Here is a 25,842-nt window from a genome sequence, read left to right on the forward strand (position 1 = left end):
ATATCGCGAGCACTGCGCGAAGGTGGCGGAATTGGTAGACGCGCTAGCTTCAGGTGTTAGTGTCTTAACGGACGTGAGGGTTCAAGTCCCTCTCTTCGCACCATTGCGGTGATATGAACAGACAACTCGATGCGAAGGTGGCGGAATTGGTAGACGCGCTAGCTTCAGGTGTTAGTGTCTTAACGGACGTGAGGGTTCAAGTCCCTCTCTTCGCACCAACGTTGTCATCCTCAGGTTTTTCCCGCTCGCCTCTTCTGCTCCCAGTGCAGATTCGTTTTATCCCCTGCTCAGTTTAGTTCTCCGGTTTTTTTACGTTTTGTAGTCTCTTCAGCCTTACTCCAGAATTATCCCTATCCCGCTTAAATCAGATGAAAATTCACAGAGTCTGCCGCCAGTCCACCCGCTAACGCCAGACACGATGGCAGCAGCATATAGTGGCGCAGACGCTGGTTAAAAAGCATCACCATAGTCAGCAGCAGCGCAACCATCATTACCAGTCGCCACTGGCTGAAGCTCGGTTCCCATAAGGCGAACAACGGCAGCGCGATGCACGGCAGCAATACCCCCCACGCACTATCCAGTTTTTTACCCAGCGCCCAGCTGACGCCCCACAGGCCGCAGGCCGCGATAATCGCAATTCCCATGACGCCAACCTCAAATGATAAGCATTCCCATTATCATATAGCAGTTTTACATGCCTTGCAGCCTGTTTTTGTCACGCCCGGCAACGAAGATGACAGACCAGTTGGAAAATGCTAGATTGCGGCCGATAACACCTTTAATAACAGCACCAGCAATAATTTGCTCACTGTCTGGCATAACCTGGTTTTGCCGGCTTGCGCTTTGGTATTTCAGGGTCGTCACGAGTATTTATAATGAAATTACAATCATATGAAGAACTGAAACAGAGTAAATACCGGCTTTCAGTGATGCTTTTTCTGTTTTTAAATATCGCGGTTTCGCTATTTTATCTTCTGCCAATAATGAGCACTGAGACAAGCGATACCACCCTGCCGGTAATTTGCGTGGCGGCGTTTAGCGGCGTCATGTTGATTACCCATTTAATCTTGCCTAAAGTAAAACTCCCCATTTTAAATCCTGTGGCGCTGGTACTGGGCGCGCTCTGGGCCTGGCACATTAATTACCGCTTTCATCAGGTATTCTATTTTGACGGCGGCTTTCTTATTATCAGTTTGATCAGTGTGTTATTTATCAGTGCCATCGCCTTAAGCGATTATCTGGGGGCTTTTTGTCTGCATGTCGCCCCGCCGGTGCTTACCGTGTTGATGCTCGACAATGCACAGCATCTGCCGCTGATTCTGCTGACGATTACCCTGCCGCTGATTGGTTTCTCACTCCAGCATCTGATGCGCCGTCGTGCCGACAACTTTACCCTGCGTCTGATGCATCAGCTTTATGAAGAAAAAGAGACCTTCAGCGATCTCAGCATGCTCGACCCGCTGACCGGCCTTTATAATCGCCGTGGCCTGAAGAACCGGCTCGATAATATTCTGGAAAACCACGCTGGCAGTCACTATGTGCTGCTGCTGGATATCGATCACTTCAAGGCCTACAACGATAATTATGGGCATGCGATGGGCGACCAGGCGCTGGCGCGGGTCTCTGTGGCGATTCGTGATGCGGTGCGGTCGCGCGATGTCGTCACCCGCTATGGTGGCGAAGAGTTTCTGGTGCTGATGACCAATGTGAACGGCTCCATCGCCATGAAACTGGCCGAGCGGATCCGTCAGTATGTGCTGGATTTAGAAATCCCCCACCTTTTCAATGAGACCGTGTCCACTCACGTCACTATCAGCGCCGGTATCGCGCCTATCTACGATAATGAATTTGATCTGGCGGTCGCCAATGCCGACAGCGCCTTGTATGTGGCTAAAAATCAGGGCCGGAATACCATTCTCGCCTGGGAAGATTTACCCCGAAAACAGCATCAGACCGTCAGCGAACATGCCTGATTCAGCCTGACGTGGTCGATTATAACCCGTGCTAAGCCCGGTTCTGTGCTGCTCTGTCTGCGCTTAAAACGGATCTTAACGCCCGCCATTTCCCCGCCAGCAGCGACGATTTTTTACGCGACTTGTAGAGTTAATCAATAACGATTATCATTTGCTTTCTTATCTACACTTTTCGCGAGTCGTCATGGCAACCGTTTCAGCTCAGGAACAGCGTTTCAACGCTCAGTCGATGATCTTCCGGCAGAATGACCGTCCACTGGCGGAAAGTCTGCACGACCGACTGCAACAACAACGCAGTTATCTGCTTGATTCCACGAAATTTAGCCAGCCCGCTCCGCGTGATACGCTGACGCTCGCCGCCTGGTCACAATCAGCGGCTTTTGCCCCGCTTATTCAGCGTTACAGCGATTATCTCTATCGCGATCATCCTGATGCAGTGCGTGAAGCGAAACCGGTGCTGTCACTCTGGGCGCAATGGTATTTTGGCCTGCTGCTGCCACCGCTGATCATGGCGCTGTTGCAGGAGTCGCGCGCGCTTGACTGCTCGCCAGAGCATATTCGTGTCGGATTTCATGAGAATGGTCATCCGGCCACGTTCTGGATTGATGTGCAGGAGGATGAAGAAGCCCGCTATCTTAACCCTCAGCAGCGTATTGATCGGCTGATTCAGCAGCATCTGATCCCGGTGGTGAAGGGTATTACGCAGCATGGTGATATTAATGCCCGACTCATCTGGAACAACATGGGCTACTCGTTCCAGTGGTTCCTCGGTGAGCTGAAGAGCCAGATCGATGAGACGCTGGTGCTGCAACTGGAGCAGGCGCTGTTCTTCAACCAGCGACTGCTGGATGGCAGCGAAAACCCCCTCTACCGCACCATGATCCCGCGTAACGGCGAACTGGTCCGTCGCAGCTGTTGCCAGCGTTATCGCATCCCGGATGTCGAACAATGCGGCAACTGTACCCTGAGCGGCAGCTAAACAGACTTAATTACAATGAATTCTCCGTTTATCTCGTTTACAGGCACTGAGGCTTGTGGCAATTTTTACGCCTTCGATCAGCCTGGAGAGAATGATGAGTCTGGAGTCCGTGCGCCAGTTCTTTGCCGAACACGCCCCTGAAATTGAAATTATTGAACTGGCAGAAAGCACTGCAACGGTCGGAATGGCTGCGCGCGCCCATGGCGTAACGCCTGGAGAGATTGCGAAAACCCTGTCACTGAAAGTGAAAAACGACGTGGTGCTGATTGTGACACGCGGCGATGCCCGGCTGGACAATCGCAAGCTGAAAGCGGCGCTGGGCGCGAAAGCGCGGATGCTGAGTGTTGACGAGGTGATTAACTGGACCGGCCATCCGGTGGGCGGCGTCTGTCCGTTCGGTCTGGAGAATCCGCTGACCGTTTATTGTGATGTCTCACTGCGCAGTTTCGACGAAGTGTTACCCGCCGCGGGCGCTATCCATAGCGCCGTCCGCATCTCGCCAAAGCAGATGGCTGAACTGACTAACGCCCGCTGGATCGACGTGTGCGAAGCCATTTAATGCTTTGCCGTTGATCGCCATCGCCGCATCACGGAAACCGATCCGGCGTCGCCAGGCGGGCGGGTCATTCGCCCGCGGCATCAGGATTTCAGGCGCTTGAATGCCTCTTCGATGATCGACAACAGCACCGTGTTATCGACACGATGCAACACATGTACCGATGCCCCGCACTGCTCAGGCACCCCGACAGAGAGACGAAGCGGCTGACGATAGCGCCAGCTTTTGCCGCGCGTAGCGCCGGGCCGCAGCTCAATATCCACCCGGTAATCGGTGCCTGACGCGACGCGCTGATTCAGCAGCCAGGCGACCACCATCGCATCGTGGATCCAGCATCCCGCCAGCTGACGGGTCTCCATCGAATAGTCGATCCACGGACGCAGCGTTTCGCGCACAAAATCAGCCAGCGGATGATCAACGGCGGTAAGGCGGGTTAAATCCTGCTGGGTCAGCAGCGTCTGGGTGGTGACATCCATCGGTACCAGCGTCACGGCAGCACCGCTGTGCAACACCTGATGCGCCGCCTCCGGATCCAGGCCAAAATTGGTGTCCTTGATATAATCATCCAGCGTAAACACGCCACCCATAATCACAATTTCCGCCACAGAGTCTGCCATAGCGGGATAGCGCTGCATCGCCAGCGCCACATTTGTCAGCGGGCCAATCGCCACCAGGGTAATCTCGCCCGGATTGTCGCAAATCAGTTTGCCGATAGCGTCCGCAGCATCAAAGGCATCCGCCGGGATAGCCGCAGGCTGACGCACACCCTGCCACAGTTTACCCAGGGCCAGCTGATTGACCCGGTTATCCAGCGTTTCGCGCCACGGCGCAGGATCTTCCTGCAGCGCCTGCGTCGCACCCTGCACAACCGGAACAGATAATCCCAGACGGACGATCAGATCTTTGGCGACGCGCGCGCCTACTTCACAGGGCGTGTTACCCGCCACGGTGGTGATTAATTCCAGCGACAGTGCAGGTGAAGCTAAGGCCAGCGCAATCGCCAGTCCGTCATCGGTGTTGGCACCCGCGATACCGTTGCCGGGATCGCAGTCAATAATGATTCTTTTCATATTGTTATAAGTTAACTCTGGCTTTGCGGCTGGCAGCCGCAGGATTCACCGATTTCAAGATAGTGTGGAAACTCCTTCAGTTGCGCTTCGCTCTCTCCCTCTTTCAACATCTGAATCGCAGAGCGGGCCATTTCACGCAGTGGCTGGCGCACGGTGGTTAATGTCGGGACATGAAACGATGAATGATTGGTCCCGTTAAAACAGACCAGCGCCACATCCTGCGGAACGCGGATCTGATGCTCAGAAAAGGCGCGAAGCGCGCCAATCGCCTGACCTTCGTTGCTGGTAAACAGCGCGCGTGGCACACAACCCCGGGCGATCATAACCTGTGCCGCCTCGTAGCCGCCCTGTGGGGTGTAGCTGGCGGGGAACATCAGCGATTCATCAATCGGCAGGCCGCGATCCTGCATCGCATCCCGCCAGCCCTGAATACGATCCTGTGCGTTGAGCATATCGACCGGGCCGCTGATGATGCCGACCTGCTGATATCCGTGACTCAGCAGATGCGCCGTCACCTGCCAGGCGGCCTGGCGCTCATTCACCCGCAGCATGTTAACGCCTGGCTGTGGCTCAACCCGCTCCAGCATGACCAGTGGCGTACCGCTGGCTTTAATCAAATCAATGTAAGGATGGCGATCGACGCTGTTATAAAACAGCCCATCTACCTGTCGGTTAAGCAGCCCCTGAATCAACTCCAGTTCGCGCTTGCGGTCATCACCGGCGTCACCCAGCAGCATGACGTGCCCGTGATTCATCGACTCCTGCAATAACACGTGCGCCATGGAGGCCACAAAAGGATTGCCGATGTTGGGCACGACTAGTCCAAAGGTTTTGGTGTTACCGGACGCCAGCGCGCGGGCTGCGGCATTGGGCCGGTAGCCGGTCGCTTTAATCGCCTCCAGTACCCGCTGACGCGTTGCATCGGCGACAGGACGAGGTCCGTTATTAATGACATAACTGACGACTGCCACTGAGGTGCCTGCCGCTTTCGCAACTTCACTGCGGGTCACTTTTCCCGTTAACGACTTAGGCACATCATGTTCCTCCATAAAAAACAGGCCGCTTTACACGGCCTGCTGCTTGTCGCTCTCCTGGCAGATGGCATCCTCAGGTCAATCTAGATGGCATCTTCAGGCAGATTGAGATTCCGCCCTCGTGTCTCAGGCGCGACAAAGGTGGTAAAGAATCCAATGGCGGCCATTGCCGAGAAATAGACCGCAATCGGCCACCAGTGACCGGTATAAGAAAGCATAGCAGCGGCAATAAGCGGTGCGGTGCCGCCGGACAAAATCGAGCCCAGTTCTTTAGCCACCGCCATTTTGGTATAGCGATGGTGAACGCCGAACATCTCCACGCCCCATGCCGCCTGCACCCCAAAAATACCCAGTGACGCCAGCGCCATACCCACCACGATGACCGGGATCACCAGCATCGGTTCACGCGTGTCCAGCAGCGTAAAGGCAGGCCAGGCGTAGAACATCAGTAACAGACAGAAGACGCGATAAACGATCCGGCGACCAAAACGGTCAGAGAGCCAGCCCGCTAACGGAATGATCAGAAAACCCAGCAGCGAGGCAAGGAACACGGCGGTCGTCGGTACGGACTTATCCACCATCAGCACTTTAGCGACGTAACCGACAATGAAGCCCTGCGACAGATAGGAAGGACCATTTTCGCCGATACGCAGGCCAACCATGGTCCAGAAGGCGCGGGTACGCTGGAAGAAAGGCCGCTGATCGACTACCGGGTCAGCCAGCACGCCGGCACGCTCCGCTTCCATTTCCGCTTTTTTTCGCTCAAACACCGGCGTTTCACGCAGATGACGGCGAATCCACAGCGCAACCAGGGCAATCAGGGCACTGCTGAGGAAGGGAATACGCCAGCCCCACTCCAGCAGGCTCTGCTGATCCATCTGCACCACCAGCAGCCAGACCAGCGAGGCCAGCAGCGTGCCGCTGTTGGAACCCAGCGCAATCACGGAAGAGACCAGTCCGCGACGCTCTGTCGGCGCATATTCGCCCAGCATCACCGTGCCCCCCGATAACTCCGCACCCGCGCCGAAACCCTGCGTAAAGCGCAGCAGCACCAGACAGGCAGGTGCCCAGACGCCAATAGAGGCATAGCTGGGGATTAAGCCGATAAACGTGGTGGAAGCGCCCATCAGAATGATGGTGGAGATCATCACGACCTTTCGGCCTTTGCGGTCGCCGAGCCAGCCGAAAAAGAGTGCGCCGATGGGCCGGGCAACAAAGCCGACTGACCAGGTAGCAAAGCTGGAGAGCAGTGCCATGGCCGGGGTGGATTCCGGAAAGAAGACGTCGCCGAAGATGATACCGGCAGCCAGGCCGTAGAGCGCGAAATCCGCGTACTCCATTGCCGTTCCGAGCCAGCATGAGAAAGTGGCGCGCCAGAAATCTTTGCGGCCTGAAGAGGTGTTAAACCGCTCATCGGCGGCTGAAGTGGATGACAGTGATGCCTGCTGCTTAACGGAATTTTGTGCCGTCATAACCCTATCCCTGAATGAGTACGCAGATCGGTAAACGCCCGTCCATGGGTCAATTCCCTGATAAAAGCGGAACTCCCGCGGTGGCGACGTTCAGTTGACTAACCATGATGAAAGGTTAAAGGATTCCCTGGTGTTGGAATCTTGTTCTTCACCCCATTTCGCCGATGTATTTTTCATCGGTCGCTTAAACTGAGCGAATGTAACTTAACAATCAATGGAGCCTACTGTGCATCGGGCACCGTGAGCAATCACTGGGGCCCTAGTGTATCTACGCGCGTAGATAAATCAATAGATTCTGACGAAAATTGTTAGAAAAACTTCACTATCACATTCCGTCATCACACATTTTTAGCGCAAATTCAGCCAGTTAACAGCATCATGTCGCACAAAAAAAAGTCACCCACATCGCTAAGTTACCATTTTCGCTAATCATTAAGCGTTATAAGAGGAGCAAAGATCCTTTCATCGCGTTCTGTTGTCGCACAGGTCGGTTACCTGCAGATGACACATCCTGTTTATTCTGAAAAGTCGCGGTAAGCGTGGACAATGCGTTACCCTGACAAAAAGGGCGGACAGAGATGCTATGAAAATTATTCTGATGCGACACGGTAAACCTGACCACCAGGCGGCGGGTCGTCAGAGCGTGCAGGCAATGGCTGACTGGTGTGAAGCCTACGATCTGTCACAGGTCAGTGACGGACCGCCGCCGCGCAGCATCGACATTGCCCGTCAGGCCACGTTTATTGTCTGCAGTCCCCTGCCCCGCGCGCAATCCTCCCTGAGCCAGCTTGGTCTGCAGCCCCATGAGGTTGATGCGCTGTTCAGCGAAGTCGCCGTACCGCTGCTGCGAACCGGCGCGGTCCAGCTGCCGACCGTGTGCTGGCTGGCCCTGTTGCGGCTGTTATGGTTCTGCGGTTATGCGGGCGACGCGGAGTCGCTGCAACATGCGCGCAGCCGCGCCTCGGCGGCGGCAGAGAAGCTAATCGAACACTCACAGCGAGGCACGGTGCTGCTGCTGGGCCACGGCATCATGAATAAGATGATTGCGCGCGAATTACGTAAGCGCGGCTGGCAGGCGGAGAAGCACGCCAGCAGCCGCCACTGGAGTAGTGCGATCTATCATCGTCCGTTTATCTGACCGATCGGAAAATAGCCCAGCACTTCACAGCCTGTTCCGACACGCGGCGTGGCGATGACTTTACGCTGCGCCAGATCGATCACACTCAGCGTGCCATCATCCTGATTGGCAATCAGTAGCTGTTGCCTGTCTGGTGTGAAGCAGCCATCCATCGGCATATTGCCCACGCTGATATCACCCAGCGGATTCAGCAGATCGTCAAACAGCGTCACCAGCGGTTCCTGATCCCCTATCGCCACCAGCTGTTCTCCATCGGCGCTGAAGCGCACCACCTGACAGGGCTGCTGATGACCCGGCAACGTGATGCGCTGGCGAATACGGTGGCTCTGGCGATCGATCAGATAGAGCAACGGTGCGTCAGCGGCACTGGCGACCAGATAAGGATGTTTCGGTGAGGCAGCGATGCCTGCAATCGGGCCGGGCAGCAGGATGGTATCGATCACCCGTCCCTCTGCTTCACAGAGATCCACCACCGTGATAGTGGCATCCTCTTCGTTATCGGTGAACAGCTTACGACCGCTGGGTGACAGCGTCAGGCGATGCGCGTTGTGAGAGGGAATCGGGATAATTTTTTCTACTTTATCGGTCTGCGGATCGATCACCGCCACGGCGGCACTCTGCTCACAGCAGAGATAGACTTTGCCATCGCGGCCCAGCTGTCCACTGTGGGGTGCCCGCAGCGGCGACAGATCGATAAAACCGCTGATCTCGCGACGCTGTAAATCAATGACCGCCACTTTATGCCCCGGATGGGGGTTATTACCATGAACGCCGTCGCCATAAATGGGCACATAGGCCTTACCCCAGGGGGCCAGCATCAGAAGTTCATGCGGCCGCGGTGGAAACGCGTTCAGTTCCCGCTCGACCGCGAAGGTTTCCGGATTAAGAAACAGGACGCGATTGCCCTGCTTATCGACCGCCAGTAAACCGTAAGCTTCACTCTGCATGCGCGCTCCTTTCTCAGTAAGTTCTTCTTAAGCGTAGACAATGCTCTTCAGGCTGTCTGATTCCGCGGATTGATGAGCCGGGCTTACGCCACATATTAAGCACAATATTCACCACTGCCAGGGTCCATGCCGCACGCTCACCCACAGGCTTAGCCTGATATTCAGATATTCCTTAATAACGCCTTCCGCCGCATTTAAATAAATGATTAACAGTGGCGATATTATTATTTCCATAACGTGACCGGATTATTTCCGTATTATCCTAAAGTCGAAAAAAGACATAGCTAATGTGTAAATAATGTTTTATTAAAAAGGTGCAGTGCAATTAAACAGCCGTGAGGAAACTTCCGCGCGCTAACCCACTGCGTCGCCACCAGGGAAAACTATTCATTAATTCCCGCACTCATCGGGATTGCAGCCACGATGCAATCCCGGCCGTTCCCGCCTCTGGCGGAACGCGCAGAGCCTGCACTATGACGGGAAAATAAAAATAACAGGTGTACCATGACTTCACATCGCCAGGGTCCAGCGCATAAAATCTGGTGTAACTGGAAAAGAATAGCGTTCAGTAGCCAGATGTTATGGAATAAGAAACAACAGAGTCTCTGTCAGGCTCCGGAATATGATCCGGGGCAGGAAGATAATGTCGTATTAATCGCGCAGCAGAAAGATCTGCCAGACATTCCAAAAATTGTCTGGATGGTCTGGCATCACGATCATCTGCCGAAGTCGATGGCGCTGAATATCAGTAAAATCCGGCGGGACAACCCCGACCACCAGGTTTATCTGATCACGCAGCGCACCCTGTCGCAGTGGCTGCCGGAACTCAGTTTTATCTCTTCCGATCTGACGCTGGCACATAAAAGTGAAATCATTCGACTGGAGCTGATTCACCGGTATGGTGGCATTGGCATCGACTGCAGCACGCTGCTGTTTGAAGATCTCGCCTGGGTGCATCGCGTTCACGAAGCGCGGTCAATGGATCTCATCGGTTATTACCGCGAGCAATCGACGATGAACCTGCTTGCGCCCGTTACAGAGAGCTGGTTTCTTGCCGCACCGCCGCAAAACCCGTTTATTCGCGAATGGCTGAAACAGCTGGCGCCGGTTAAAAACGTCGGTATCCGCAACTATTTCCATGAACTGAAGAAGCGTGATGATTTTTCGCTGATTGTGCAGAATATGGATAATCCGTCGCGTCAGCTTCTGTCGCTGGCGCAGCAGGTTGCGATGCGCGAATACCGGCGGGCCAATCTCTATCTGCGCAAAGGCGAAGCCAGTGCCTGGTATTATCAGCGCCTTCACGCCGACAGCAGCAGCGCCTTTGCGCAGTCTGTAATGTTCCATCAGCGACCACAGACGCCGCCTCCGATTATTAAATTAACCGGCAACGAGCGGCTGCATCTCGACTTCAATCTGCGGCTCGGTTTGTATAACCGCAGCAGCCTGATTGGCGAGATGATGCAGACCACGCCGCCTGCGCTGGCATTGCCATCAGCGGTCAAAGCGCGCGCGTAGCCAGTGCGTAAAGATGGTGACCGCGCGTGGCACCTGCGCCGCCCAGGGTCGGACGATCCACAGTCGGGCGGCAAAGGCTTCGACCGGCTGCCACTCGGGCAGGACCTGCTGCAATGACCCCGATTTCAGCGCCTCACGGGCGCTGAAATCGGGCAGCATGGCGATCCCCAGTCCCTGCAGGGCCGCATCGCGTATCGACTCACTGTTGTTAGTGGCAAAGCTGCCCTGAATCCGCACCTGCACCTGTTCACTATCCGCTGCGGTCACAAATCGCCAGCGCGGAGATTCGACGCCGCGTGGGTAGTAAAGACAGTTATGCTGCACCAGATCCTGCGGCGTGTGCGGTACGCCCTGAATGCTGAGATAGGCAGGTGAGGCCACCAGCAACGTCCGGGTGTCGCACAGCGGCAGCGCCACGTGCGTTTCCGGTAGCGTGTCACTGTGTCGAATCGCCAGATCAAATCCCTCACTGCTCAGCGATACGATACGGTCGGTCACGTCCAGTTGCAGACGCACCTGCGGATAGTCACGCAGAAACTCACCGATAATCGGCACCAGTTGCTGCCGGGCAAACGCCACCGGTGCGGTAATGCGCACCAGACCACGCACCGGCCCGGCGGTATCGCGTACGCTGAAAAAGCTCTGTTCGATACGGGCAAATGGCTCGCGTAACTCCTCGACCAGCTTCTCACCCGCTGAGGTCAGTCGCACGCTGCGCGTGGTGCGCTGGACCAGCAACACGCCCGCCATCTCCTCCAGCTCTTTGATTTTCTGACTCATCGCTGCCTTGCTGACGTCGAGCCGCTCTGCTGCGCGGGTAAAACTGCCCTGCTCAGCCAGTACGGTCAGCCAGTGCAGATGATCCCATAGCGCATCCGTTTTCATCTCTTTCATCATTATTGTTCACTATAGTGAATAATCATTTCAGGCTACGCGCTTTTTCCCGCCGGATAAAGCCTTCACCATAGGGTCATTAATCACTGTGAGGAATTCGCTATGCCACTGCTGCAATTTGATGTTATCCAGGGTCGTTCAGAATCAGAGCTGCGTACACTGCTGGATGCGGCACACCGTGCCGTACTCACCGCCTTTAACGTGCCTGAACGCGATCGCTACCAGATTGTTCAGGAAAACAAGCGTTACCAGATGGTGTTTCAGGATACGGGGCTGGGATTCACCCGCAGCGACAATCTGGTGATGGTGCGGGTCTATACCAGTCCCCGCAGCAGTGAACAGAAACAGCGGTTTATGGCGGAGCTGGCGCGGGAGCTGCGGGAGCATTGTGGTGTGCAGGGCAACGATTTAATGATCAGCTTTATCACCAACGACAAAGGTGACTGGAGTTTTGCCGACGGCGAAGCACAATATCTCACCGGCAAACTCTGAAAAAGGCCCGGACTTCTGCTCTGCTGACGGTGCGCGCCAGCCACCGTCACGCCTGATAACCTCCCTTCAGAAATGACAATAAACCAATCTGCTTATCACTGCACAAATCAGGCCGGATATGTTGCAGCAGGATGACAGCCAATATAGATTGTCGAAAAACCATCCCCCGAAGATGGCCGGTTGTGTGACGCCTCGCGCAACCCTGAAAAGAGGATTTCCCGTTGTCCGAATTGGTGTCCGTCGCATTGTTTCTGGCCGCTATTGCAATTTATTCCTGTAAAGCCGGGCGTAACAAATTCTGGTTTGTTGTTGTTCTTATCCTGCTGGTGCTTTTCGTTGTGCTGAACGCCACCCTCTATGCCAGCAACTATTTTACCGGTGACGGCATCAATGATGCGGTGCTCTATACCCTGACCAATAGCCTGACCGGTGCGGGCGTCAGTAAATATGTGGTGCCTGCGATTGGGCTGATCATCGTGCTGTTTCTGCTGTTCTGCCTGCTGTCGTGGATTCTGCGTCGGCGTAAGCGTCCCCATCATATGGGCTGGTCACTGCTGGCGGCGGCCTGCGCACTCGGCTCAGTGCAGACCACCCCGGCCTTTCGCCAGGTCGCGACGCTGATCGTGTCGCATACCCAGCTGGCGGATTCTGATTTCGACAACTTCTATAAAGTGCCGCGTAATCGCATAGAGCAACCGCACCTCAACGTGGTTTACATCTATGGAGAGAGCTTAGAGCGCACCTATTTCGATCCCATAGCCTTTCCCGGCTTAGCGCCGGAACTGAGCCGGCAGAAAGAGCAGAGCATCGACTTCAGCGAAACCGAACAGCTGCCCGGCACCGATTACACCATCGCAGGCATGGTCGCTTCACAGTGCGGCATTCCGCTGTTTGCTCCGTTTGACGGCAATGCGTCGGCGTCGCTCTCCAGCTTTTATCCGCAGAACGTCTGTCTGGGCGACATCCTGAAAAACTCCGGCTACCAGAACTGGTTTATTCAGGGCGCCGATCTGCGTTTTGCCGGTAAAGATGTCTTCCTGAAATCGCACGGTTTCGACCCCGAAAACCTTTACGGTTCGCAGGAGCTGAAAAGCCGTGTTGCCGATCCCACTTACCGCAATAACTGGGGCTATTACGACGATACGGTGCTGGATGAAGTTTTTGAGAAGTATCAGGAACTCTCTCAGGCCGGTAAACCTTTTGCGCTGTTTACGCTGACCGTCGACACCCATCATCCAGACGGGTTTATCTCGCGGAGTTGCGATCGCCGGAGCTACAGTATTGATGGCAAACCGAATCAGTCATTCAGTGCGGTCGCCTGCTCGCAGGAGCACGTGGCGCGCCTGATTACACGCATTAAGGCGTCGCCGTGGTTTAAAAACACCGTGATTGTGGTGAGCTCCGATCATCTGGCGATGAATAACACGGCACATCCGTGGCTGGTCAAACAGCCCCGTCGCAATCTGTTCATGGTGATCCGTGGCGATAAACCGCAGGCGGAACTGATGGAGGCGAAGCGCAGCACGCTGGATAACGGCGCCACGCTGCTGGATATTCTCGGCGGTGACAACGCGATTGGCCTGGGCCGCAGCAGCCTCTCCTCGCTGTCACTCTCCACCCAGTTTGAAGATATGAAGAGTAAGGTGACGAGCTGGAAACCCGACATCATCCAGCTGTGGAACTTCCCGAAGAAAATAGACAACTTCACGGTGGATCAGGCGAAGAATACATTCAGCTTCTCAGGGACCACCTTTAAACTGCCGATTCTGTTCCGTATCAGTGATAAGCATGTGGAGCCGATGCCGGAAGGGGAATATTCAGCCCCGCTGCGCTATCAGCTGGCAGATTTTGCCTCCGCCGATAAATTCCTCTGGGTGGACCGCTGTTTCAAAATGGCACGCCTCTGGCAACCGTCGCTGGCGCTCTCCGGCGATTTCTGTGTGGCGACGGGCCAGCTTGGCGGTACGCCGTCGGTGACGCACGTCGACACACCGCAATGGAAAGGCAAAGTGCAGTTACCGGACGGCGCCGTCAGCGATGCGCGTTACCAGCAGAACCTGGCGCAGATCCGTATTGAAGATAACAACATTCGCTACAGCGCCGACAGCTTCCGGCTCGACGTGCCTGGCGCGCCGGAGAGTGTCAAAAGCTTCAGCGGCATCTCACGGCCAGAGAACTGGGGGCGCTGGTCTAATGCCAATCTCGCGCCAGAGGTGCATATCGATTACGTCGATCCGCTGCCCGCGAAATTCGATCTGGTGATCACTGCGCGCGCGTATGGCCCTAACGCACATCGGGCGATTCCGGTCCGGGTCGGCGACCAGCAGCAACTGCTGTCTCTGGGTGAAGAGATATCGACACATACCCTGCATTTCGACAATCCTGGCGCCAGCCATCGTCTGGTCATTGCCCCCCCTGAGCCGCAGCTGAGTAATACCGGCAATATTACCGGTCAGGATCCGCGCAAACTGGGCATCGGCATGGTTGAAATTAAAATCGTGCCACAGCCCTGACGCCCGCTTTTTCACCGCCCACCTCTGCGGATGACCGCAGAGGGAACTCATCCTCCCACCCTGCATGTTGCGAGCCAACTTCCACTCTGCTGCACGTTACCTGTTGTACTAATGATATTTTCCGGCAAGGCGCGCAAAATATAATCGACAGAGTGGTGATGCGCTTTTTGCCTGTCATGATGACGTTATCGCCGAAGTACACAGGGAGGTGTCATGATGACAAGCATAATGATGAGTAACCACAAAGCCTATAAAGCTCTGCAACAGGCAGGGATCGACGATCAACAAGCGGAGGCGATGGTGGAGATCTTTAGCGATATGCAGCAGAGGCAGCCGGGGGCACAGGTCGGGAAGCAACTCGGTCAGCTCAGGACCAAAGTCGACCAGATAGACGATCGACTCGGGCACCTCATTACAAAAGTTAATCAGATCGACGAGCGGCTGGGCCATGTTGAAAGAAAAATCGACAAGCTGGCCATCCGGTTTACTCACCAGGAAAACAAGGTGGATAAGATGGAAGTTATGCTCAGTGAAATGAATTACCGACTGACTGGTGCTGTCGACAGCCTCAGAGGTGACGTTTTGACTCTGACCACCGATATGCGCTGGATCAAACGGTTATCTATCCTCATGACAACTGCCTTGCTGGCAGCGGTCATGAAAGATATTTTACTGTGATCCCATCACCCGATCAGGCTCTGTCGCGCAGCGCCTCCAGCTTCTCGCGCTGCCGACCGTCGGCGGTAAAGTTATCCTCCGCCAGCCAGCGCTGCAGACCCTTTTTCACCAGCGGCCATTCGCTGTCGATAATCGAGAACCAGCTGGTATCACGCGAACGCCCTTTGTAGATAATCGCCTGGCGGAAATCACCTTCATAACGGAAACCGAGACGGGCCGCCGCCTTTCGGGAAGGGGCATTACAGCTGTCACATTTCCATTCATAACGGCGATAACCCAGCGTTTCAAAAGCGTAACGCATCAGCAAAAAATGCGCTTCCGTCGCCATACGGGTCTGCTTCAGCCGGGGTGAAAACGTGACATGCCCGACCTCCATCACGCCGTGTTCAGGCTGGATGCGCATTAACGACAGGCTGCCTGCCGCCTGCTCCGTAGCCAGATCGATCACGGCGAAGTGCAGCGGGTCGCGGCTGGCCTCCAGCTGCTTTGCATAATCCTGAAACGCCTGCCGGTCATCAAACGGCCCCATAAACATATAGGTCCAGTCACGCCCATCCTCAGCCAGCGACCACGCTTCAAACAGGGCATCGCTATGCCGTGCCACGCTGTAGGGCTCCAGCCGGCACGCCTGCCCGGTGAAAATCTGATGCTGCGGTAATGGACGGGGTTGCCAGTCGGGTAAAGAGTGACCGACCGGCTGACCGAATTGATTCAGGTGTTGTGACATATCGCCTCCCGGCTGCAGATGATATCCGCAGATTGCCACTATCATGGTGGGTTAAAAAGTACCACAATCATGGAAAATGATAGATCCACGGGAGCCGACGATGAAGCCAGAGATCCCCCCTTTGCTGCTGGCACCATTGATACCCGCCGCCGGGACGACGCTGCAGCAGCAACTCTATCAGCGGATAAAGCAGGGCATTTTGCAAGGTCAGCTTGCCGCTGGTGCGATGTTACCGGCGACACGGCAGCTGGCAGTTGAGCTGCAGGTGTCGCGGAACACCGTACTTAACGTCTGGACCCAGCTGCAGGCTGAGGGCTATCTGATGAGCGATCGACAGGGTAGCCGCGTCAGCTCACTGGCTTTGCCTGCCGGGCAGGCGGATGACGACACGCTAGCCAGCTGGCCGCTGGCAAAACGGATTGAGCCCTTTCACCGAAGCCAGTGGATCGACACCGGCTCATTGCCGCTGCGACCTGGCATACCCGCCCTGAACCATTTCCCGATGGCAGCATGGCGCCGGGCGCTGAGTCAGGTAATGAGTCACCCGCCACCGCAGCTACTCGGCTATGGCGATCCCTTTGGCGAAGCAGAATTGCGGGCCGTACTGGCGCAACAGTTGCGTATCACGCGCGGTGTACGTTGTGACCCCGGACAGATTGTGATTACTGAAGGTGTGCAGCAGGCGTTAACGCTGTGTGTCGCCCTGCTGAGTAATCCGGGCGATCATGGCTGGATTGAGGAGCCGGGTTATCGCAATGCCAAATCGGCTCTGCAGGCCGGGGAGCTTAACGTTGTCCCGGTCCGCACCGATGAACAGGGAATGGCCCCGGAGCCGGGACACTGGAAACAGACTCCGCCCCGTCTGATTTATACGACACCTACCCATCAGTATCCCACTGGCGTCGTCATGAGTGCGGCCCGGCGTCTGGCGCTGATTGCCGCTGCACAGCAGCACCAGGCCTGGATTATTGAAGATGATTATGATGGCGACTTCCATTACCACGGCGAGCCCATTATGGCGATGCAGGGCATGACCGAGAATGCCCCGGTTATCTATCTCGGCTCATTCAGCAAGACGCTGTTCCCTGCGCTGCGTATCGGTTTTATGGTGCTGCCCGCGCCGCTGGTCAGCCGTCTGCGACCGGCACTGCATCAGATCCTGCGCGGCGGAAACCGGCTGGAGCAACAGGCGTTGGCTCGTTTTATTCTCAATGGGGATTATCGCCGCCATCTGGGCAAAATGCGTCGTCTCTATCGTCAGAGACAGGCATTGCTGCGAACTGAACTGCAGCGCGCTGCGGGTGAGGCGATTCCGTTGCTGGGCGGTGACAGCGGTATGCATCTGGTGCTGCCGCTCGATCTTGATCGGGACGACGTCGCTATCACCCGCACACTGCTTCAGGCGGGCTACGCGCCCACGGCCCTCTCGACCTTCTATCTGAGCGAACCGGTACAGCAGGGCCTGGTTATTGGCTATGGCAACTGCAGCGACACGCAAATGACCGCAGCGACGCGCCAGCTAAGTCGCCTGCTCGGCTGGCCCGGATAACTCAATCATTCCGCGCTGATGAGGCTGGCCGGTGCAGCTATCGACTGGCGGATCATCAGACGGGCATCAAAGCGCGGCATCGGTCCGACGGCTTCGCCGCGTATTTCCGCAATCAGGCGTCGTGCCGCTTCACGCCCCATCTCATACACCGGTTGCGCCACCACCGTCAGCGGCGGCGTGACAATCTCACTCCACGGAAAATTGTCATACATCACAAATGAGAGATCGTCAGGGATTCGCAGTCCGCGCTGCGTCACTTCGCGCAGCAGCCACATCGCGACCACGCTGTCAGAGGCCACCAGCGCCGTGGGCGGCTGCGGACGCTGCCACAGCTCAGCCACGATACGGGCAATCTCCGCTTCATCCAGCGCGTTCACTTTCACCAGCGCCGGATCAAATTCCACACCCGCGGCGGCAAAAGCCTGCATCATGCCGCCAACGCGCTGGGCGACCGGCGTCAGGCCAAAATCGCCTGGCGTGCTGTAGTCGGTTGCCAGTGCCATGCTGGTGATATAGGCAATCTGGTGATGGCCTGCCTCCAGTAACCGTGAAGTCGCTTCTGCAGCAACGTCAGTAAATTCGCAGCAGATCGCCTCCACATCAAGGTCAGTCACTGCGCGATCAAATAATTTCAGCGCTCTGCTCTCTTCCAGCACCTGAGTCAGGTGACTATTGAGATGGAACTCTGAACAACAGGGCGCAACGATAATACCGTCGACCCGCTTTTCCAGCATCACGCGCACCGCATCCTGCTCAGCCTGTAGTTTTTCATCGCTATTACTGAGCAGCAGATGGTAACCGGCCGAGCGCGCCACATCCGCCATGCCGCGCAGCGCCAGGCCAAAATGGGGGTTTTCGATATCGCCGACAATCACCCCAATGGTATTGGAGCGTCCGGTGTTCATGCTGCGGGCCAGGGCGTTCAGACGATAGCCCAGCGCGGCGGCCGCGCTATTGACCCGCTCCTGCACCTCATCACTCACCGCCCCATAGCCTCCCAGCGCGCGCGCCGCCTGAGCTTTGGAGACTTTTGCTGCACGTGCCACATCTGCCACGGTAGGCGCTTTCGATTGTCGTTTCTGACTCGTCATAATTATTTTGAATCACAGGTTGATGACAGGAATATTGACGCCGAAAAAAGGCTGTGCTTAAACTCATTGTAACTCCTTGAGACCGGTCTCACAATGCCCACGTCTTAAGGTGCCACCTGTGTTGAGACCGGTCTCAATTATAATCGCTGGCTCAACAGTCTCTGATGTTTAAACCTGCAAAAACGGATGAGCTATGAAATCGCAAACCACCCTGGGCAAACTGCTCGGCACCACGCTCGCACTCTGTTCACTTTCGTTCTGTACGCTGGCTGCCAGCGATAATAATCCTTATGGGCTGATCGAACCGGGTCAGCTACGCGTCGCCAGCGTCGGCGACTCCAAACCCTACACCTTCACGGATGCCAGCGGCCAGTTCACCGGTTTCGACGTCGAATTCTTCAGAGATGTCGCCCACCGTATCGGGATCGATAAGGTCGATTTTATTGGTCAGGACTTCTCGGCCATCATGCCAGCCGTGGCCAACGGTCAGTATGACGCGGCAGTGGCGGCTATCGGCATCACCCCGGCGCGGGAAAAGACGGTCGACTTTTCGACCGGCTATCTGGCGGGATTTCTCACCGTTCTCACCCGCTCTGACAGTGGCGTGAAGGATGTCGCCAGCCTGGCAAAACGCCGGCTTGGCGTTGTCCAGGGCACGCTGCAGGAGAGCTATGCCGTCGAACATTTCCCCCAGACCGATCTGGTTCGCTTCCCGGATAACAACAGCGCTGTCTCCGCGCTGAACAACGGCACGCTCGACGCCATCTTCCTCGACTACGAGGCGGCCAAAAGCTACGCCGAACGCTTCAAGCTGGTCTCTGCCGCCGACATCCCTTCGTTTGAGGCACCGGCTGGCATTGCCATTGCTAAAGGCAAACCCGCCTTCAAGGCTGCGCTGGACAAGGCCATCAAAGCCGCCATGCAGGATGGCACCTGGAAACGACTTTATGAGAAGTGGTTCCCCGGATCGCCAATGCCCAAACAGTATCTGCCTGGCGGCCAGTAAAGACGCGGACGTTCGCGTCCTGAGTTAACCGGGGGAAACCCCGCCCTGAATGGAGACGGCGATGGACTTGCTCACGATTCTTTCCCGCACCTTCTTTGATTTTCCATCCATGATGGAAGTGCTGCCGCAGATGCTGACCACCGGGCTGGTCAATACGGTCATTATCTCGCTGGCGGCAACGCTGCTCGGCACGCTGTTTGGCCTTCTGCTGGCGCTGATGGGCATCTCGCCCTCACGCTGGATTCGGCTGCCTGCCCGGCTCTATACCGATCTGTTTCGCGGTCTGCCTTCGATTCTGACCATCCTTCTGATTGGTCAGGGCCTGGCGCGTTTCAGCTATCAGCTGTTCGGTCCGACGCCCTACCCGCTGGGGATCTTTGCCCTTAGCCTGATCGCCAGCGCTTATATGGGCGAGATTTTCCGCGCGGGGATTCAGAGTGTGGAACGCGGCCAGATGGAAGCCTGCCGCGCGCTGGGAATGAGTTATGGCCGGGCGATGCGACTGGTGGTGATCCCGCAGGGGATCCGCCGTGTGCTGCCCGCCATCGTTAACCAGTTCATCGCCATCATCAAAGACTCCTCGCTGGTCTACCTGCTGGGCCTGATGACCCAGCAGCGGGAACTGTTCCGTGTGGGTCAGGATGCGGCGGTGCTCACCGGTAACCTGTCTCCCCTGATGCTGGCCGGACTGTTCTATCTGATCATCACTGTGCCGCTGACGCACATGGTCAACTATGTCGATGTGCGCTATCGCACCGGTCGCCGTCGCCTGACGGCTCCGCAAAGCGGCTTAAAAGAGGTGGATGAAGTCAGGCAGCCCAGCGTCGCACTGGTCACACATCCCCGCATCGGAGGCAACCATGAATAACCTGAACAGCAACCCTGCCGCGACCTGGCACGGTGCCAGCCTGGAGCTGCGCGATCTGACGCTGGCCTATGGCCCGATTGAAGTGCTGCTTAAGGTCTCGCTGCGGGTCGCGCCTGGCAGCACTACCTGCATCATCGGGCCATCCGGCTCGGGTAAATCGACGCTGCTGCGCGGTATTAACCGCCTGCATGAACCGCAATCCGGGGATGTTTTACTGGCTGACCGATCCGTGCTGCACGACAAACCTGATGCGCTGCGGCTGCGGATTGGCATGGTGTTTCAGCACTTCAATCTCTTCCCCGATCACAGCGCGCTGGAGAATGTGGCACTCGCCCCGTGGCGGGTCAAAGGCCTGCCTAAGGCACAGGCGATGGCAATTGCGCGTAAGCGGCTGGAAGAGGTCGGTCTGGGACAGCGCGCGGACCACCGGCCACGCGATCTCTCCGGTGGCCAGCAGCAACGGGTCGCGATCGCCCGTGCGCTGGCGATGGATCCCGAAGTCATGCTGTTTGATGAGGCGACCTCTGCGCTCGATCCCGAACTGGTGAAAGGTGTCCTGACGCTGATGGCGGATCTCTGTCGTCGCGGCATGACAATGGTGGTGGTGACACATGAAATGGGCTTTGCGCGCAAAGTGGCGGATCAGGTGGTGTTTATGGACGAAGGCGAGATTGTTGAAGTCGGGCCACCAGGCGCCATTTTTGATGCACCGCAGTCACCGCGACTGCAACGTTTTCTCTCTGAAGTGCTGTAACTGAGTAAGGAACCTGATAATGGCAGTAAAAAATGAAATGAAAGTCGTGGTACTGGGTGGTGGCGTCATCGGTGTCTCGACGGCGCTGGAGCTGACCAGACGGGGTGCGGCGGTCACGCTGGTGACCGAAGGCGCGCTCTGCTCCGGCGCATCGGGACGTTCGCTGTCGTGGCTTAACTCTGCGGGTGAACGCTCCCGGCCCTATCACGCACTGCGCATGGCGGGCATCGATCGCTATCGCACCCTGTTTGCTCAGCATCCTGACCTCGACTGGCTGCGTTTTGATGGCGGAGTCTGCTGGTTCAGCGACGATGAGGCCGGAACGCAGGCGCGGCATGCCTATGAAAAAGCACATGGTTACGACTCGCAGCTCATGACCGCGGATAACGTGGCACTGGCAGATGCGACGATCGATCCCGATGCGCTGCCGTCACAGGCGATATTTAATGCCGGTGAAGGCTGGGTCAGCCTGCCACAGCTGACCGATTATCTGGTGAATCAGTTCCGGGCGCACGGGGGTGAAGTGATAGAACACGCCGGTAAAGCCAGTGTGATCACCGAGGATGGCCGGGCCTGCGGCATCCGCAGTGAGCTGGGTGAACTGCGGGCCGATGTGGTGGTGGTCGCCTGCGGCCCCTGGACACCGGATGTGGTTGCGCCACTGGGCGTGACGATCCCCAACGGATCGCCCGTCTCCATGCTGGTGATCACGGAGCCGAGCAGACATGAACTCAAAGCGGTGCTGAACACGCCCCGCGCCGCTATCCGGCCCAACCCTGGCAACCGTTACGCCCTGGATCATGACTGGTACGAAGAGGATATCCGGCAGCTGGCCGGAGGCGATTATCAGATTGATAAGCAGGTCGTGGCAAAGCTGGCTGAGGAAGCAAGCCGCCTGTTGCGTGGCAACGAGTCGCTCAGCGTCGAGAGCTGGAAAATTGGCCTGAAGCCGATTCCCGGTGATGGCGATCCGGTGCTGGGCCAGCTGCAGAAGGTGCCGGGCTGTTATGTGGCGTTCACACATTCGGGTGCAACGCTGGCGCTGATTGTCGGGGAATTACTGGCGGATGAGATCGTAAGCGGCGAGAAGCATCCGATGCTGGCAAGCTTTGGTGCGGAGCGTTTCAGCTAAAAAAAAGCCGGTCATCACGACCGGCTTTTTTATTTATCCACGGAATCAGCCACGGAAGAAGATATCGCCCGATTTACCCATGACAATTTTGCCGGTGTCATTGGTAATCAGGATGTAGTTGGCGTTGATATAAGCCCAGTGGGTATCTGCCTGCGGAGCGGGCAGATTACGCTTTTGCCACTCAGTGATGGTGTAGGTTTTATCGGTGTATTTCTCTGGCACGATGTCACCGATTTTGTACTCTTTGTAGTCGATGATGATGGTGCTGAGTTCGTAATTAGGGCGCGAGCCATTAGACGGTGCCGGAGAAGTCGGCGTCGTCGGCGTAATGCCATCATTAGATTGTGAGCTGGTCTGTGGCTGGTTTTGCGCGGCACCGGCATCCGGCTGAACGCTGCCCGTATCAGGCGTAGCGGGCTGGGCACCAGGAGTCGCGGGCTGAATCTGCGGCGGTGGCGGAACGGTATCCGTTGCTTCGCCAGCGGCCTGTACACCGGGGATCAGGCTCAGCGAGCCAACCAGTAATCCCATTGATAAAAGAACACGTTGAGTCCTGCGCATAATGATTTCCACGTTGAATTTTGACAGTCAGGCTAAAGACAATTTTTATCGCACTTCAGTTCCGGTGTGCTGACGCTATGTGTAAGGAAAAACAGCGCTATTCACTTTACTGCACACAGCTCAGGTAACGGATCACTGTGCGACCACTTTATCCTGAGTTGCCAGATCGACCAACAACGCAATGCCTAAATAGTTGCTCCAGTTAAAGCCGTTCTGCAGCACCACAATCGCATTGCCGTGACGTTTATCGTAGCCGATAAAACTGGCGTAGCCGCCAATATAACCCACCTGATAGGTGATCTGCTGCCCTTCGATGGTGTCGGTAACCCAGGCGATATTCTGCGCCTGCGCGCCTTGCTGATACCAGGGCCGGTTCACCGCCGCAAAAGCCCGATCCCGCGCCGTATCACCGGTGGTATTGAGGTGCGCACGCAGATAAGCACTCAGATCGCGCGCATTACTGTAAAGACTGGCCGCGGCCACCATGTTGCCATGAAAATGCCAGTCTGGCGTCAGCGTACCACGGCGGATGAATTTCGGCTGATCGCCGGCATGGCCGAGGGCACGCAGCGGATAACCCGGCAGCGTTTCCGGCTCAAAACTGCTCTGATTCATCTTTAACGGCGTAAAGATCAGCTGTGACGCGAGTGTCTGAATGTCCTGATGAAAACGGGTGCGCACGATAAAACCGAGCAGCGCATAGCCGAGGTTTGAGTAGTGTGGCATGCGTACCGCGGGTACTGAGAAATCCGCCAGATAACTCAGCAGCTTGTCGCTGTCGAGATTGCCATAGAAGTTCTCGCCCGTGTCCAGATAACGAACGAACTGCAGCAGCATCGGCAAATCCATATCCTGACGCGGCAGACCTGAGGTATGCGTCACAAGTTGCAGCAGCGTGATGCGCCGTGCGTCGGCGCTAAGGTGAACGTCCGCGGGCAGCAGATCCGCCAGGGTATCGCTCCAGTGCAGCCTGCCCTGTTCTACCAGCTGGATAATCACTTCTGCCGTCACGCCTTTACTCAGCGAGCCCAGCGCAAACAGGGTATCGGGCGTGATCGGATAGCGATGCACCCGATCCGTAACGCCGAAAGGGTAATAACGGGTCGGGCCGCCGCGATGAATGACCGCGATACTGATGCCAGGCACCTGCTTCTGCTGCATGTAATGCTGCACTATGTCATCGACATTTTCGTGAAAGGTGGCGTGCGTCAGATAAACGCGATCGCCGACCGGCGCGGAAGTTTGCGACAGGGTACCGCAGCCCGTCAGCAGAAAGATCACGGCTGGCAGGATGCGCGTCATGAATCTGCCGCTCCACTGACCAACCTGGGTCATCAGTCTGAGGAATAGCGCAACAGCCCGGCTGCCGGAAAATCCATTTTTCATTTAATAATCATCAGGTTAATTTTATTTAACACGCAGCAGGCTCAATATAGCGCAAAAATGTACCATAAAGTGCTGCAGGCTATCGCTTGTACAACGGGGTCAAAGTGGTGTTAAACGCGGTTTAACCACGGCGTGTTGCCCGAAGATGGTTAGCTGTGTTGCGGCCCACAAGGGTGTACACTGCTGCGGTTTTACGGCTCAACGCCGCGCTGAAATTTTGAAATGCCCGGGAGGCAACCGCATGAAAGAAGGCCCACTGTCCGAAAAAGAGCTGCAATGGCTGGAAGATATGCTGGAAAAATATGGCAGCGAAGCGTCGATTATTGATGTCTCCGAGCTGGATGGCCTGCTGACTGCTGTCCTCTCCGGCCCTGTCACCGTTGAACCCAGCCAGTGGCTGGTTGCCCTGTGGGGTGGCGAGAAGCAGATTCCAAAATGGAGCAACGAACGTGAAATGACGCGCTTTATGTCGCTCTGCTTCCAGCATATGAATGATGTGGCTGACCGCTTATCTGAATTCCCGGAGCAGTTCGAACCGCTGTTTGGCATCCGCGAGATGGAAGGTCTGGAATTTACCGTGGTGGAAGAGTGGTGCTTCGGTTACATGCGCGGTGTCGCGCTGACCGACTGGTCTGCCCTGCCTGCGGATCTGCAGCCTGCGCTGGATGCTATCGCCCTGCACGGCGTGGAAGAGAACCTCGAAAAGATTGACACCATGACGCCGGACGAGATGGAAGCCAGTATTGAGGCGATCCGCCCTGCTGCGCTGGCGCTGCACGATCACTGGATCTCCCAGCCGGAAGCGATTCCTGTGCCACAGAAGCCTGTCTCGGCAGAGAAACTGCCTGGTCGCAACGATCCCTGCCCGTGCGGCAGCGGCAAGAAATATAAGCAGTGCTGTCTGCATTGATCTGATGCTCAGCCGCCATTTGCCGGGTGGATGTTACGCCCGGCATGTTTGATCCCAACAGATTATGCTCATAGCAATCGGTGCAGCGTCTCCAGTCTGGTCACTTCCGATTCACCCACAAAACCGCCCACTCTTCTCTCTCATATTGCTTTCCCGTCATTCCCGATAATTTCATAAATTTACTTTCAGGTGGTCAGTCTGACCGTCCGGTTGTGGCCATGTTTTAATATTTACATGGCATAGTGCCTTTGCTTAGATGATAACTGACAAGGTGAATCACTGATTAAGCGGAACCTTATGATGATGAAGGCGCTGACTGAGCGGCAACTGACAATTATGCGACAGCTTATTTCTCATAACAGTTATGTGAGCCTGCACTCTATTTCAGAAAAAACAGCCATCACCACCCGAACCTTACGCCGCGACATCGCGGATATTAATGAAAAACTTTCTGACCAGGGAATCAATCTCAGCGGGAAAAGTGGGAGAGGGATCACAATTAAATTCGCTGATGCGCAGTCAGAAATAGCCGCGCGCCGGATTTTCTCAACCGAAGTGGATGATTTCAGCAGTAACTTCCGGATGCTGAAAATA

The 25,842-nt window shown here is 56.1% G+C and carries 25 protein-coding genes, 2 tRNA genes and 1 pseudogene; 17 read left to right on the plus strand and 11 right to left on the minus strand.

The features are described 5' to 3' along the window. Positions 1–16 precede the first annotated feature (16 nt). Both PU624_RS19835 and PU624_RS19840 read left to right on the plus strand, forming a co-directional pair. Positions 17–103: transfer RNA gene (locus PU624_RS19835), tRNA-Leu, on the plus strand. Positions 104–131: 28 nt separating this feature from the next. Continuing rightward, positions 132–218, plus strand: a tRNA-Leu gene (locus tag PU624_RS19840). Positions 219–359: 141 nt separating this feature from the next. Here PU624_RS19840 and PU624_RS19845 read toward each other — a convergent pair. Both PU624_RS19845 and PU624_RS19850 read right to left on the minus strand, forming a co-directional pair. Next, the gene (locus tag PU624_RS19845) at positions 360–644 is read right to left on the minus strand and encodes a DUF1435 domain-containing protein (RefSeq protein ID WP_283546331.1); all 285 of its coding nucleotides are present in this window, start codon (positions 642–644) and stop codon (positions 360–362) included. A gap of 46 nt (positions 645–690) precedes the next feature. Then, positions 691–864, minus strand: a complete 174-nt coding sequence (locus tag PU624_RS19850) for a hypothetical protein (RefSeq protein ID WP_283546332.1) — start codon at positions 862–864, stop codon at positions 691–693. 11 nt (positions 865–875) lie between these two features. Here PU624_RS19850 and PU624_RS19855 point away from each other — a divergent pair, with 11 nt between their 5' ends. From PU624_RS19855 to PU624_RS19865, 3 genes are all read left to right on the plus strand, one after another. Continuing rightward, the gene (locus PU624_RS19855) at positions 876–1,973 is read left to right on the plus strand and encodes a GGDEF domain-containing protein (protein WP_283546333.1); all 1,098 of its coding nucleotides are present in this window, start codon (positions 876–878) and stop codon (positions 1,971–1,973) included. A gap of 184 nt (positions 1,974–2,157) precedes the next feature. Continuing rightward, complete coding sequence (gene fhuF / locus PU624_RS19860) at positions 2,158–2,952, plus strand: siderophore-iron reductase FhuF (RefSeq protein WP_283546334.1); 795 nt, start codon at positions 2,158–2,160, stop codon at positions 2,950–2,952. A 94-nt stretch (positions 2,953–3,046) separates the two neighbouring features. Next, positions 3,047–3,511 carry a YbaK/EbsC family protein gene (locus PU624_RS19865; protein ID WP_283548036.1) on the plus strand — a complete coding sequence of 155 codons (465 nt, stop codon included), beginning with the start codon at positions 3,047–3,049 and terminating at the stop codon, positions 3,509–3,511. 80 nt (positions 3,512–3,591) lie between these two features. On the opposite strand, the gene PU624_RS19870 is transcribed toward PU624_RS19865, so the two are convergent. The 3 genes from PU624_RS19870 to PU624_RS19880 form a co-directional block, all read right to left on the minus strand. After that, positions 3,592–4,578, minus strand: a complete 987-nt coding sequence (locus tag PU624_RS19870; protein WP_283546335.1) for a nucleoside hydrolase — start codon at positions 4,576–4,578, stop codon at positions 3,592–3,594. A gap of 11 nt (positions 4,579–4,589) precedes the next feature. After that, positions 4,590–5,612 (minus strand): LacI family DNA-binding transcriptional regulator, encoded by a 1,023-nt coding sequence (locus tag PU624_RS19875; protein WP_283546336.1) that lies wholly within the window; start codon positions 5,610–5,612, stop codon positions 4,590–4,592. 83 nt (positions 5,613–5,695) lie between these two features. Then, complete coding sequence (locus PU624_RS19880) at positions 5,696–7,084, minus strand: MFS transporter (protein ID WP_283546337.1); 1,389 nt, start codon at positions 7,082–7,084, stop codon at positions 5,696–5,698. 583 nt (positions 7,085–7,667) lie between these two features. On the opposite strand from PU624_RS19880, the gene PU624_RS19885 reads away from it, so the two are divergent. Then, complete coding sequence (locus PU624_RS19885) at positions 7,668–8,222, plus strand: histidine phosphatase family protein (RefSeq protein ID WP_283546338.1); 555 nt, start codon at positions 7,668–7,670, stop codon at positions 8,220–8,222. Here PU624_RS19885 and PU624_RS19890 read toward each other — a convergent pair. Next, the gene (locus PU624_RS19890; RefSeq protein WP_283546339.1) at positions 8,204–9,169 is read right to left on the minus strand and encodes a beta-propeller fold lactonase family protein; all 966 of its coding nucleotides are present in this window, start codon (positions 9,167–9,169) and stop codon (positions 8,204–8,206) included. The two genes, PU624_RS19885 and PU624_RS19890, sit on opposite strands and share 19 nt — an antisense overlap. Positions 9,170–9,673: 504 nt before the next feature. Between PU624_RS19890 and PU624_RS19895 the strand changes: the two genes are divergently transcribed. Then, positions 9,674–10,687 (plus strand): glycosyltransferase family 32 protein, encoded by a 1,014-nt coding sequence (locus tag PU624_RS19895; RefSeq protein ID WP_283546340.1) that lies wholly within the window; start codon positions 9,674–9,676, stop codon positions 10,685–10,687. Here PU624_RS19895 and PU624_RS19900 read toward each other — a convergent pair. After that, positions 10,664–11,581, minus strand: a complete 918-nt coding sequence (locus PU624_RS19900) for a LysR family transcriptional regulator (protein WP_283548037.1) — start codon at positions 11,579–11,581, stop codon at positions 10,664–10,666. The genes PU624_RS19895 and PU624_RS19900 overlap by 24 nt on opposite strands. A gap of 102 nt (positions 11,582–11,683) precedes the next feature. On the opposite strand from PU624_RS19900, the gene PU624_RS19905 reads away from it, so the two are divergent. From PU624_RS19905 to PU624_RS19915, 3 genes are all read left to right on the plus strand, one after another. After that, a complete protein-coding gene (locus tag PU624_RS19905) occupies positions 11,684–12,073 on the plus strand; it encodes a tautomerase family protein (RefSeq protein WP_283546341.1) in 390 nt (129 codons plus the stop codon). 221 nt (positions 12,074–12,294) lie between these two features. Beyond that, positions 12,295–14,586: a phosphatidylglycerol--membrane-oligosaccharide glycerophosphotransferase gene (gene opgB, locus PU624_RS19910; RefSeq protein ID WP_283546342.1), complete on the plus strand. Its 2,292-nt coding sequence runs from the start codon at positions 12,295–12,297 to the stop codon at positions 14,584–14,586. Between the two features lie 213 nt (positions 14,587–14,799). Beyond that, positions 14,800–15,264, plus strand: a complete 465-nt coding sequence (locus PU624_RS19915; protein WP_283546343.1) for a hypothetical protein — start codon at positions 14,800–14,802, stop codon at positions 15,262–15,264. A 13-nt stretch (positions 15,265–15,277) separates the two neighbouring features. Here the strand turns inward: PU624_RS19915 and PU624_RS19920 are convergent, their stop codons facing one another. After that, complete coding sequence (locus PU624_RS19920; RefSeq protein ID WP_283546344.1) at positions 15,278–15,991, minus strand: GNAT family N-acetyltransferase; 714 nt, start codon at positions 15,989–15,991, stop codon at positions 15,278–15,280. 100 nt (positions 15,992–16,091) lie between these two features. Here PU624_RS19920 and pdxR point away from each other — a divergent pair, with 100 nt between their 5' ends. Beyond that, on the plus strand, positions 16,092–17,540 hold the full coding sequence (pdxR, locus tag PU624_RS19925) for a MocR-like pyridoxine biosynthesis transcription factor PdxR (RefSeq protein ID WP_283546345.1): 1,449 nt from the start codon (positions 16,092–16,094) through the stop codon (positions 17,538–17,540). A 5-nt stretch (positions 17,541–17,545) separates the two neighbouring features. On the opposite strand, the gene PU624_RS19930 is transcribed toward pdxR, so the two are convergent. After that, positions 17,546–18,631, minus strand: coding sequence for a LacI family DNA-binding transcriptional regulator (locus tag PU624_RS19930; protein WP_283546346.1), 1,086 nt, complete (start codon positions 18,629–18,631; stop codon positions 17,546–17,548). Between the two features lie 193 nt (positions 18,632–18,824). On the opposite strand from PU624_RS19930, the gene PU624_RS19935 reads away from it, so the two are divergent. From PU624_RS19935 to PU624_RS19950, 4 genes are all read left to right on the plus strand, one after another. Continuing rightward, the gene (locus PU624_RS19935) at positions 18,825–19,637 is read left to right on the plus strand and encodes an ABC transporter substrate-binding protein (protein ID WP_283546347.1); all 813 of its coding nucleotides are present in this window, start codon (positions 18,825–18,827) and stop codon (positions 19,635–19,637) included. Between the two features lie 61 nt (positions 19,638–19,698). Then, complete coding sequence (locus PU624_RS19940) at positions 19,699–20,505, plus strand: amino acid ABC transporter permease (RefSeq protein WP_283546348.1); 807 nt, start codon at positions 19,699–19,701, stop codon at positions 20,503–20,505. Further along, complete coding sequence (locus PU624_RS19945; protein WP_283546349.1) at positions 20,498–21,259, plus strand: amino acid ABC transporter ATP-binding protein; 762 nt, start codon at positions 20,498–20,500, stop codon at positions 21,257–21,259. The genes PU624_RS19940 and PU624_RS19945 overlap by 8 nt, the downstream gene beginning before the upstream one ends. A 19-nt stretch (positions 21,260–21,278) precedes the next feature. Beyond that, positions 21,279–22,391: an NAD(P)/FAD-dependent oxidoreductase gene (locus PU624_RS19950; protein ID WP_283546350.1), complete on the plus strand. Its 1,113-nt coding sequence runs from the start codon at positions 21,279–21,281 to the stop codon at positions 22,389–22,391. A 45-nt stretch (positions 22,392–22,436) separates the two neighbouring features. Here PU624_RS19950 and PU624_RS19955 read toward each other — a convergent pair whose 3' ends face one another. Next, positions 22,437–22,952 carry an RcnB family protein gene (locus PU624_RS19955; RefSeq protein ID WP_283546351.1) on the minus strand — a complete coding sequence of 172 codons (516 nt, stop codon included), beginning with the start codon at positions 22,950–22,952 and terminating at the stop codon, positions 22,437–22,439. Between the two features lie 132 nt (positions 22,953–23,084). Next, positions 23,085–24,338: a serine hydrolase domain-containing protein gene (locus tag PU624_RS19960; RefSeq protein WP_283546352.1), complete on the minus strand. Its 1,254-nt coding sequence runs from the start codon at positions 24,336–24,338 to the stop codon at positions 23,085–23,087. Positions 24,339–24,579: 241 nt separating this feature from the next. Between PU624_RS19960 and PU624_RS19965 the strand changes: the two genes are divergently transcribed. Together PU624_RS19965 and PU624_RS19970 are read left to right on the plus strand one after the other, a co-directional pair. Beyond that, positions 24,580–25,248 carry a YecA/YgfB family protein gene (locus tag PU624_RS19965; protein WP_283546353.1) on the plus strand — a complete coding sequence of 223 codons (669 nt, stop codon included), beginning with the start codon at positions 24,580–24,582 and terminating at the stop codon, positions 25,246–25,248. Between the two features lie 336 nt (positions 25,249–25,584). Beyond that, positions 25,585–25,683, plus strand: a pseudogene (locus PU624_RS19970) (HTH domain-containing protein); the annotation flags it as partial. Between the last annotated feature and the right edge of the window lie 159 nt (positions 25,684–25,842).

The sequence above is a fragment of the Pantoea sp. Lij88 genome (assembly GCF_030062155.1).
Taxonomy (GTDB): Bacteria; Pseudomonadota; Gammaproteobacteria; order Enterobacterales; family Enterobacteriaceae; genus Pantoea.

What these genes read in the sequence shown, in the direction of transcription:
- PU624_RS19845 (WP_283546331.1), bottom strand. Translation starts at nt 644, where the DNA reads ATGGGAATTGCGATTATCGCGGCCTGCGGCCTGTGGGGCGTCAGCTGG.
- PU624_RS19855 (WP_283546333.1), top strand. Translation starts at nt 876, where the DNA reads ATGAAATTACAATCATATGAAGAACTGAAACAGAGTAAATACCGGCTT.
- fhuF (WP_283546334.1), top strand. Translation starts at nt 2,158, where the DNA reads ATGGCAACCGTTTCAGCTCAGGAACAGCGTTTCAACGCTCAGTCGATG.
- PU624_RS19865 (WP_283548036.1), top strand. Translation starts at nt 3,047, where the DNA reads ATGAGTCTGGAGTCCGTGCGCCAGTTCTTTGCCGAACACGCCCCTGAA.
- PU624_RS19870 (WP_283546335.1), bottom strand. Translation starts at nt 4,578, where the DNA reads ATGAAAAGAATCATTATTGACTGCGATCCCGGCAACGGTATCGCGGGT.
- PU624_RS19880 (WP_283546337.1), bottom strand. Translation starts at nt 7,084, where the DNA reads ATGACGGCACAAAATTCCGTTAAGCAGCAGGCATCACTGTCATCCACT.
- PU624_RS19885 (WP_283546338.1), top strand. Translation starts at nt 7,668, where the DNA reads ATGAAAATTATTCTGATGCGACACGGTAAACCTGACCACCAGGCGGCG.
- PU624_RS19890 (WP_283546339.1), bottom strand. Translation starts at nt 9,169, where the DNA reads ATGCAGAGTGAAGCTTACGGTTTACTGGCGGTCGATAAGCAGGGCAAT.
- PU624_RS19895 (WP_283546340.1), top strand. Translation starts at nt 9,674, where the DNA reads ATGACTTCACATCGCCAGGGTCCAGCGCATAAAATCTGGTGTAACTGG.
- PU624_RS19900 (WP_283548037.1), bottom strand. Translation starts at nt 11,581, where the DNA reads ATGAAAGAGATGAAAACGGATGCGCTATGGGATCATCTGCACTGGCTG.
- PU624_RS19905 (WP_283546341.1), top strand. Translation starts at nt 11,684, where the DNA reads ATGCCACTGCTGCAATTTGATGTTATCCAGGGTCGTTCAGAATCAGAG.
- PU624_RS19915 (WP_283546343.1), top strand. Translation starts at nt 14,800, where the DNA reads ATGATGACAAGCATAATGATGAGTAACCACAAAGCCTATAAAGCTCTG.
- PU624_RS19920 (WP_283546344.1), bottom strand. Translation starts at nt 15,991, where the DNA reads ATGTCACAACACCTGAATCAATTCGGTCAGCCGGTCGGTCACTCTTTA.
- pdxR (WP_283546345.1), top strand. Translation starts at nt 16,092, where the DNA reads ATGAAGCCAGAGATCCCCCCTTTGCTGCTGGCACCATTGATACCCGCC.
- PU624_RS19930 (WP_283546346.1), bottom strand. Translation starts at nt 18,631, where the DNA reads ATGACGAGTCAGAAACGACAATCGAAAGCGCCTACCGTGGCAGATGTG.
- PU624_RS19935 (WP_283546347.1), top strand. Translation starts at nt 18,825, where the DNA reads ATGAAATCGCAAACCACCCTGGGCAAACTGCTCGGCACCACGCTCGCA.
- PU624_RS19940 (WP_283546348.1), top strand. Translation starts at nt 19,699, where the DNA reads ATGGACTTGCTCACGATTCTTTCCCGCACCTTCTTTGATTTTCCATCC.
- PU624_RS19945 (WP_283546349.1), top strand. Translation starts at nt 20,498, where the DNA reads ATGAATAACCTGAACAGCAACCCTGCCGCGACCTGGCACGGTGCCAGC.
- PU624_RS19950 (WP_283546350.1), top strand. Translation starts at nt 21,279, where the DNA reads ATGGCAGTAAAAAATGAAATGAAAGTCGTGGTACTGGGTGGTGGCGTC.
- PU624_RS19955 (WP_283546351.1), bottom strand. Translation starts at nt 22,952, where the DNA reads ATGCGCAGGACTCAACGTGTTCTTTTATCAATGGGATTACTGGTTGGC.
- PU624_RS19960 (WP_283546352.1), bottom strand. Translation starts at nt 24,338, where the DNA reads ATGAAAAATGGATTTTCCGGCAGCCGGGCTGTTGCGCTATTCCTCAGA.
- PU624_RS19965 (WP_283546353.1), top strand. Translation starts at nt 24,580, where the DNA reads ATGAAAGAAGGCCCACTGTCCGAAAAAGAGCTGCAATGGCTGGAAGAT.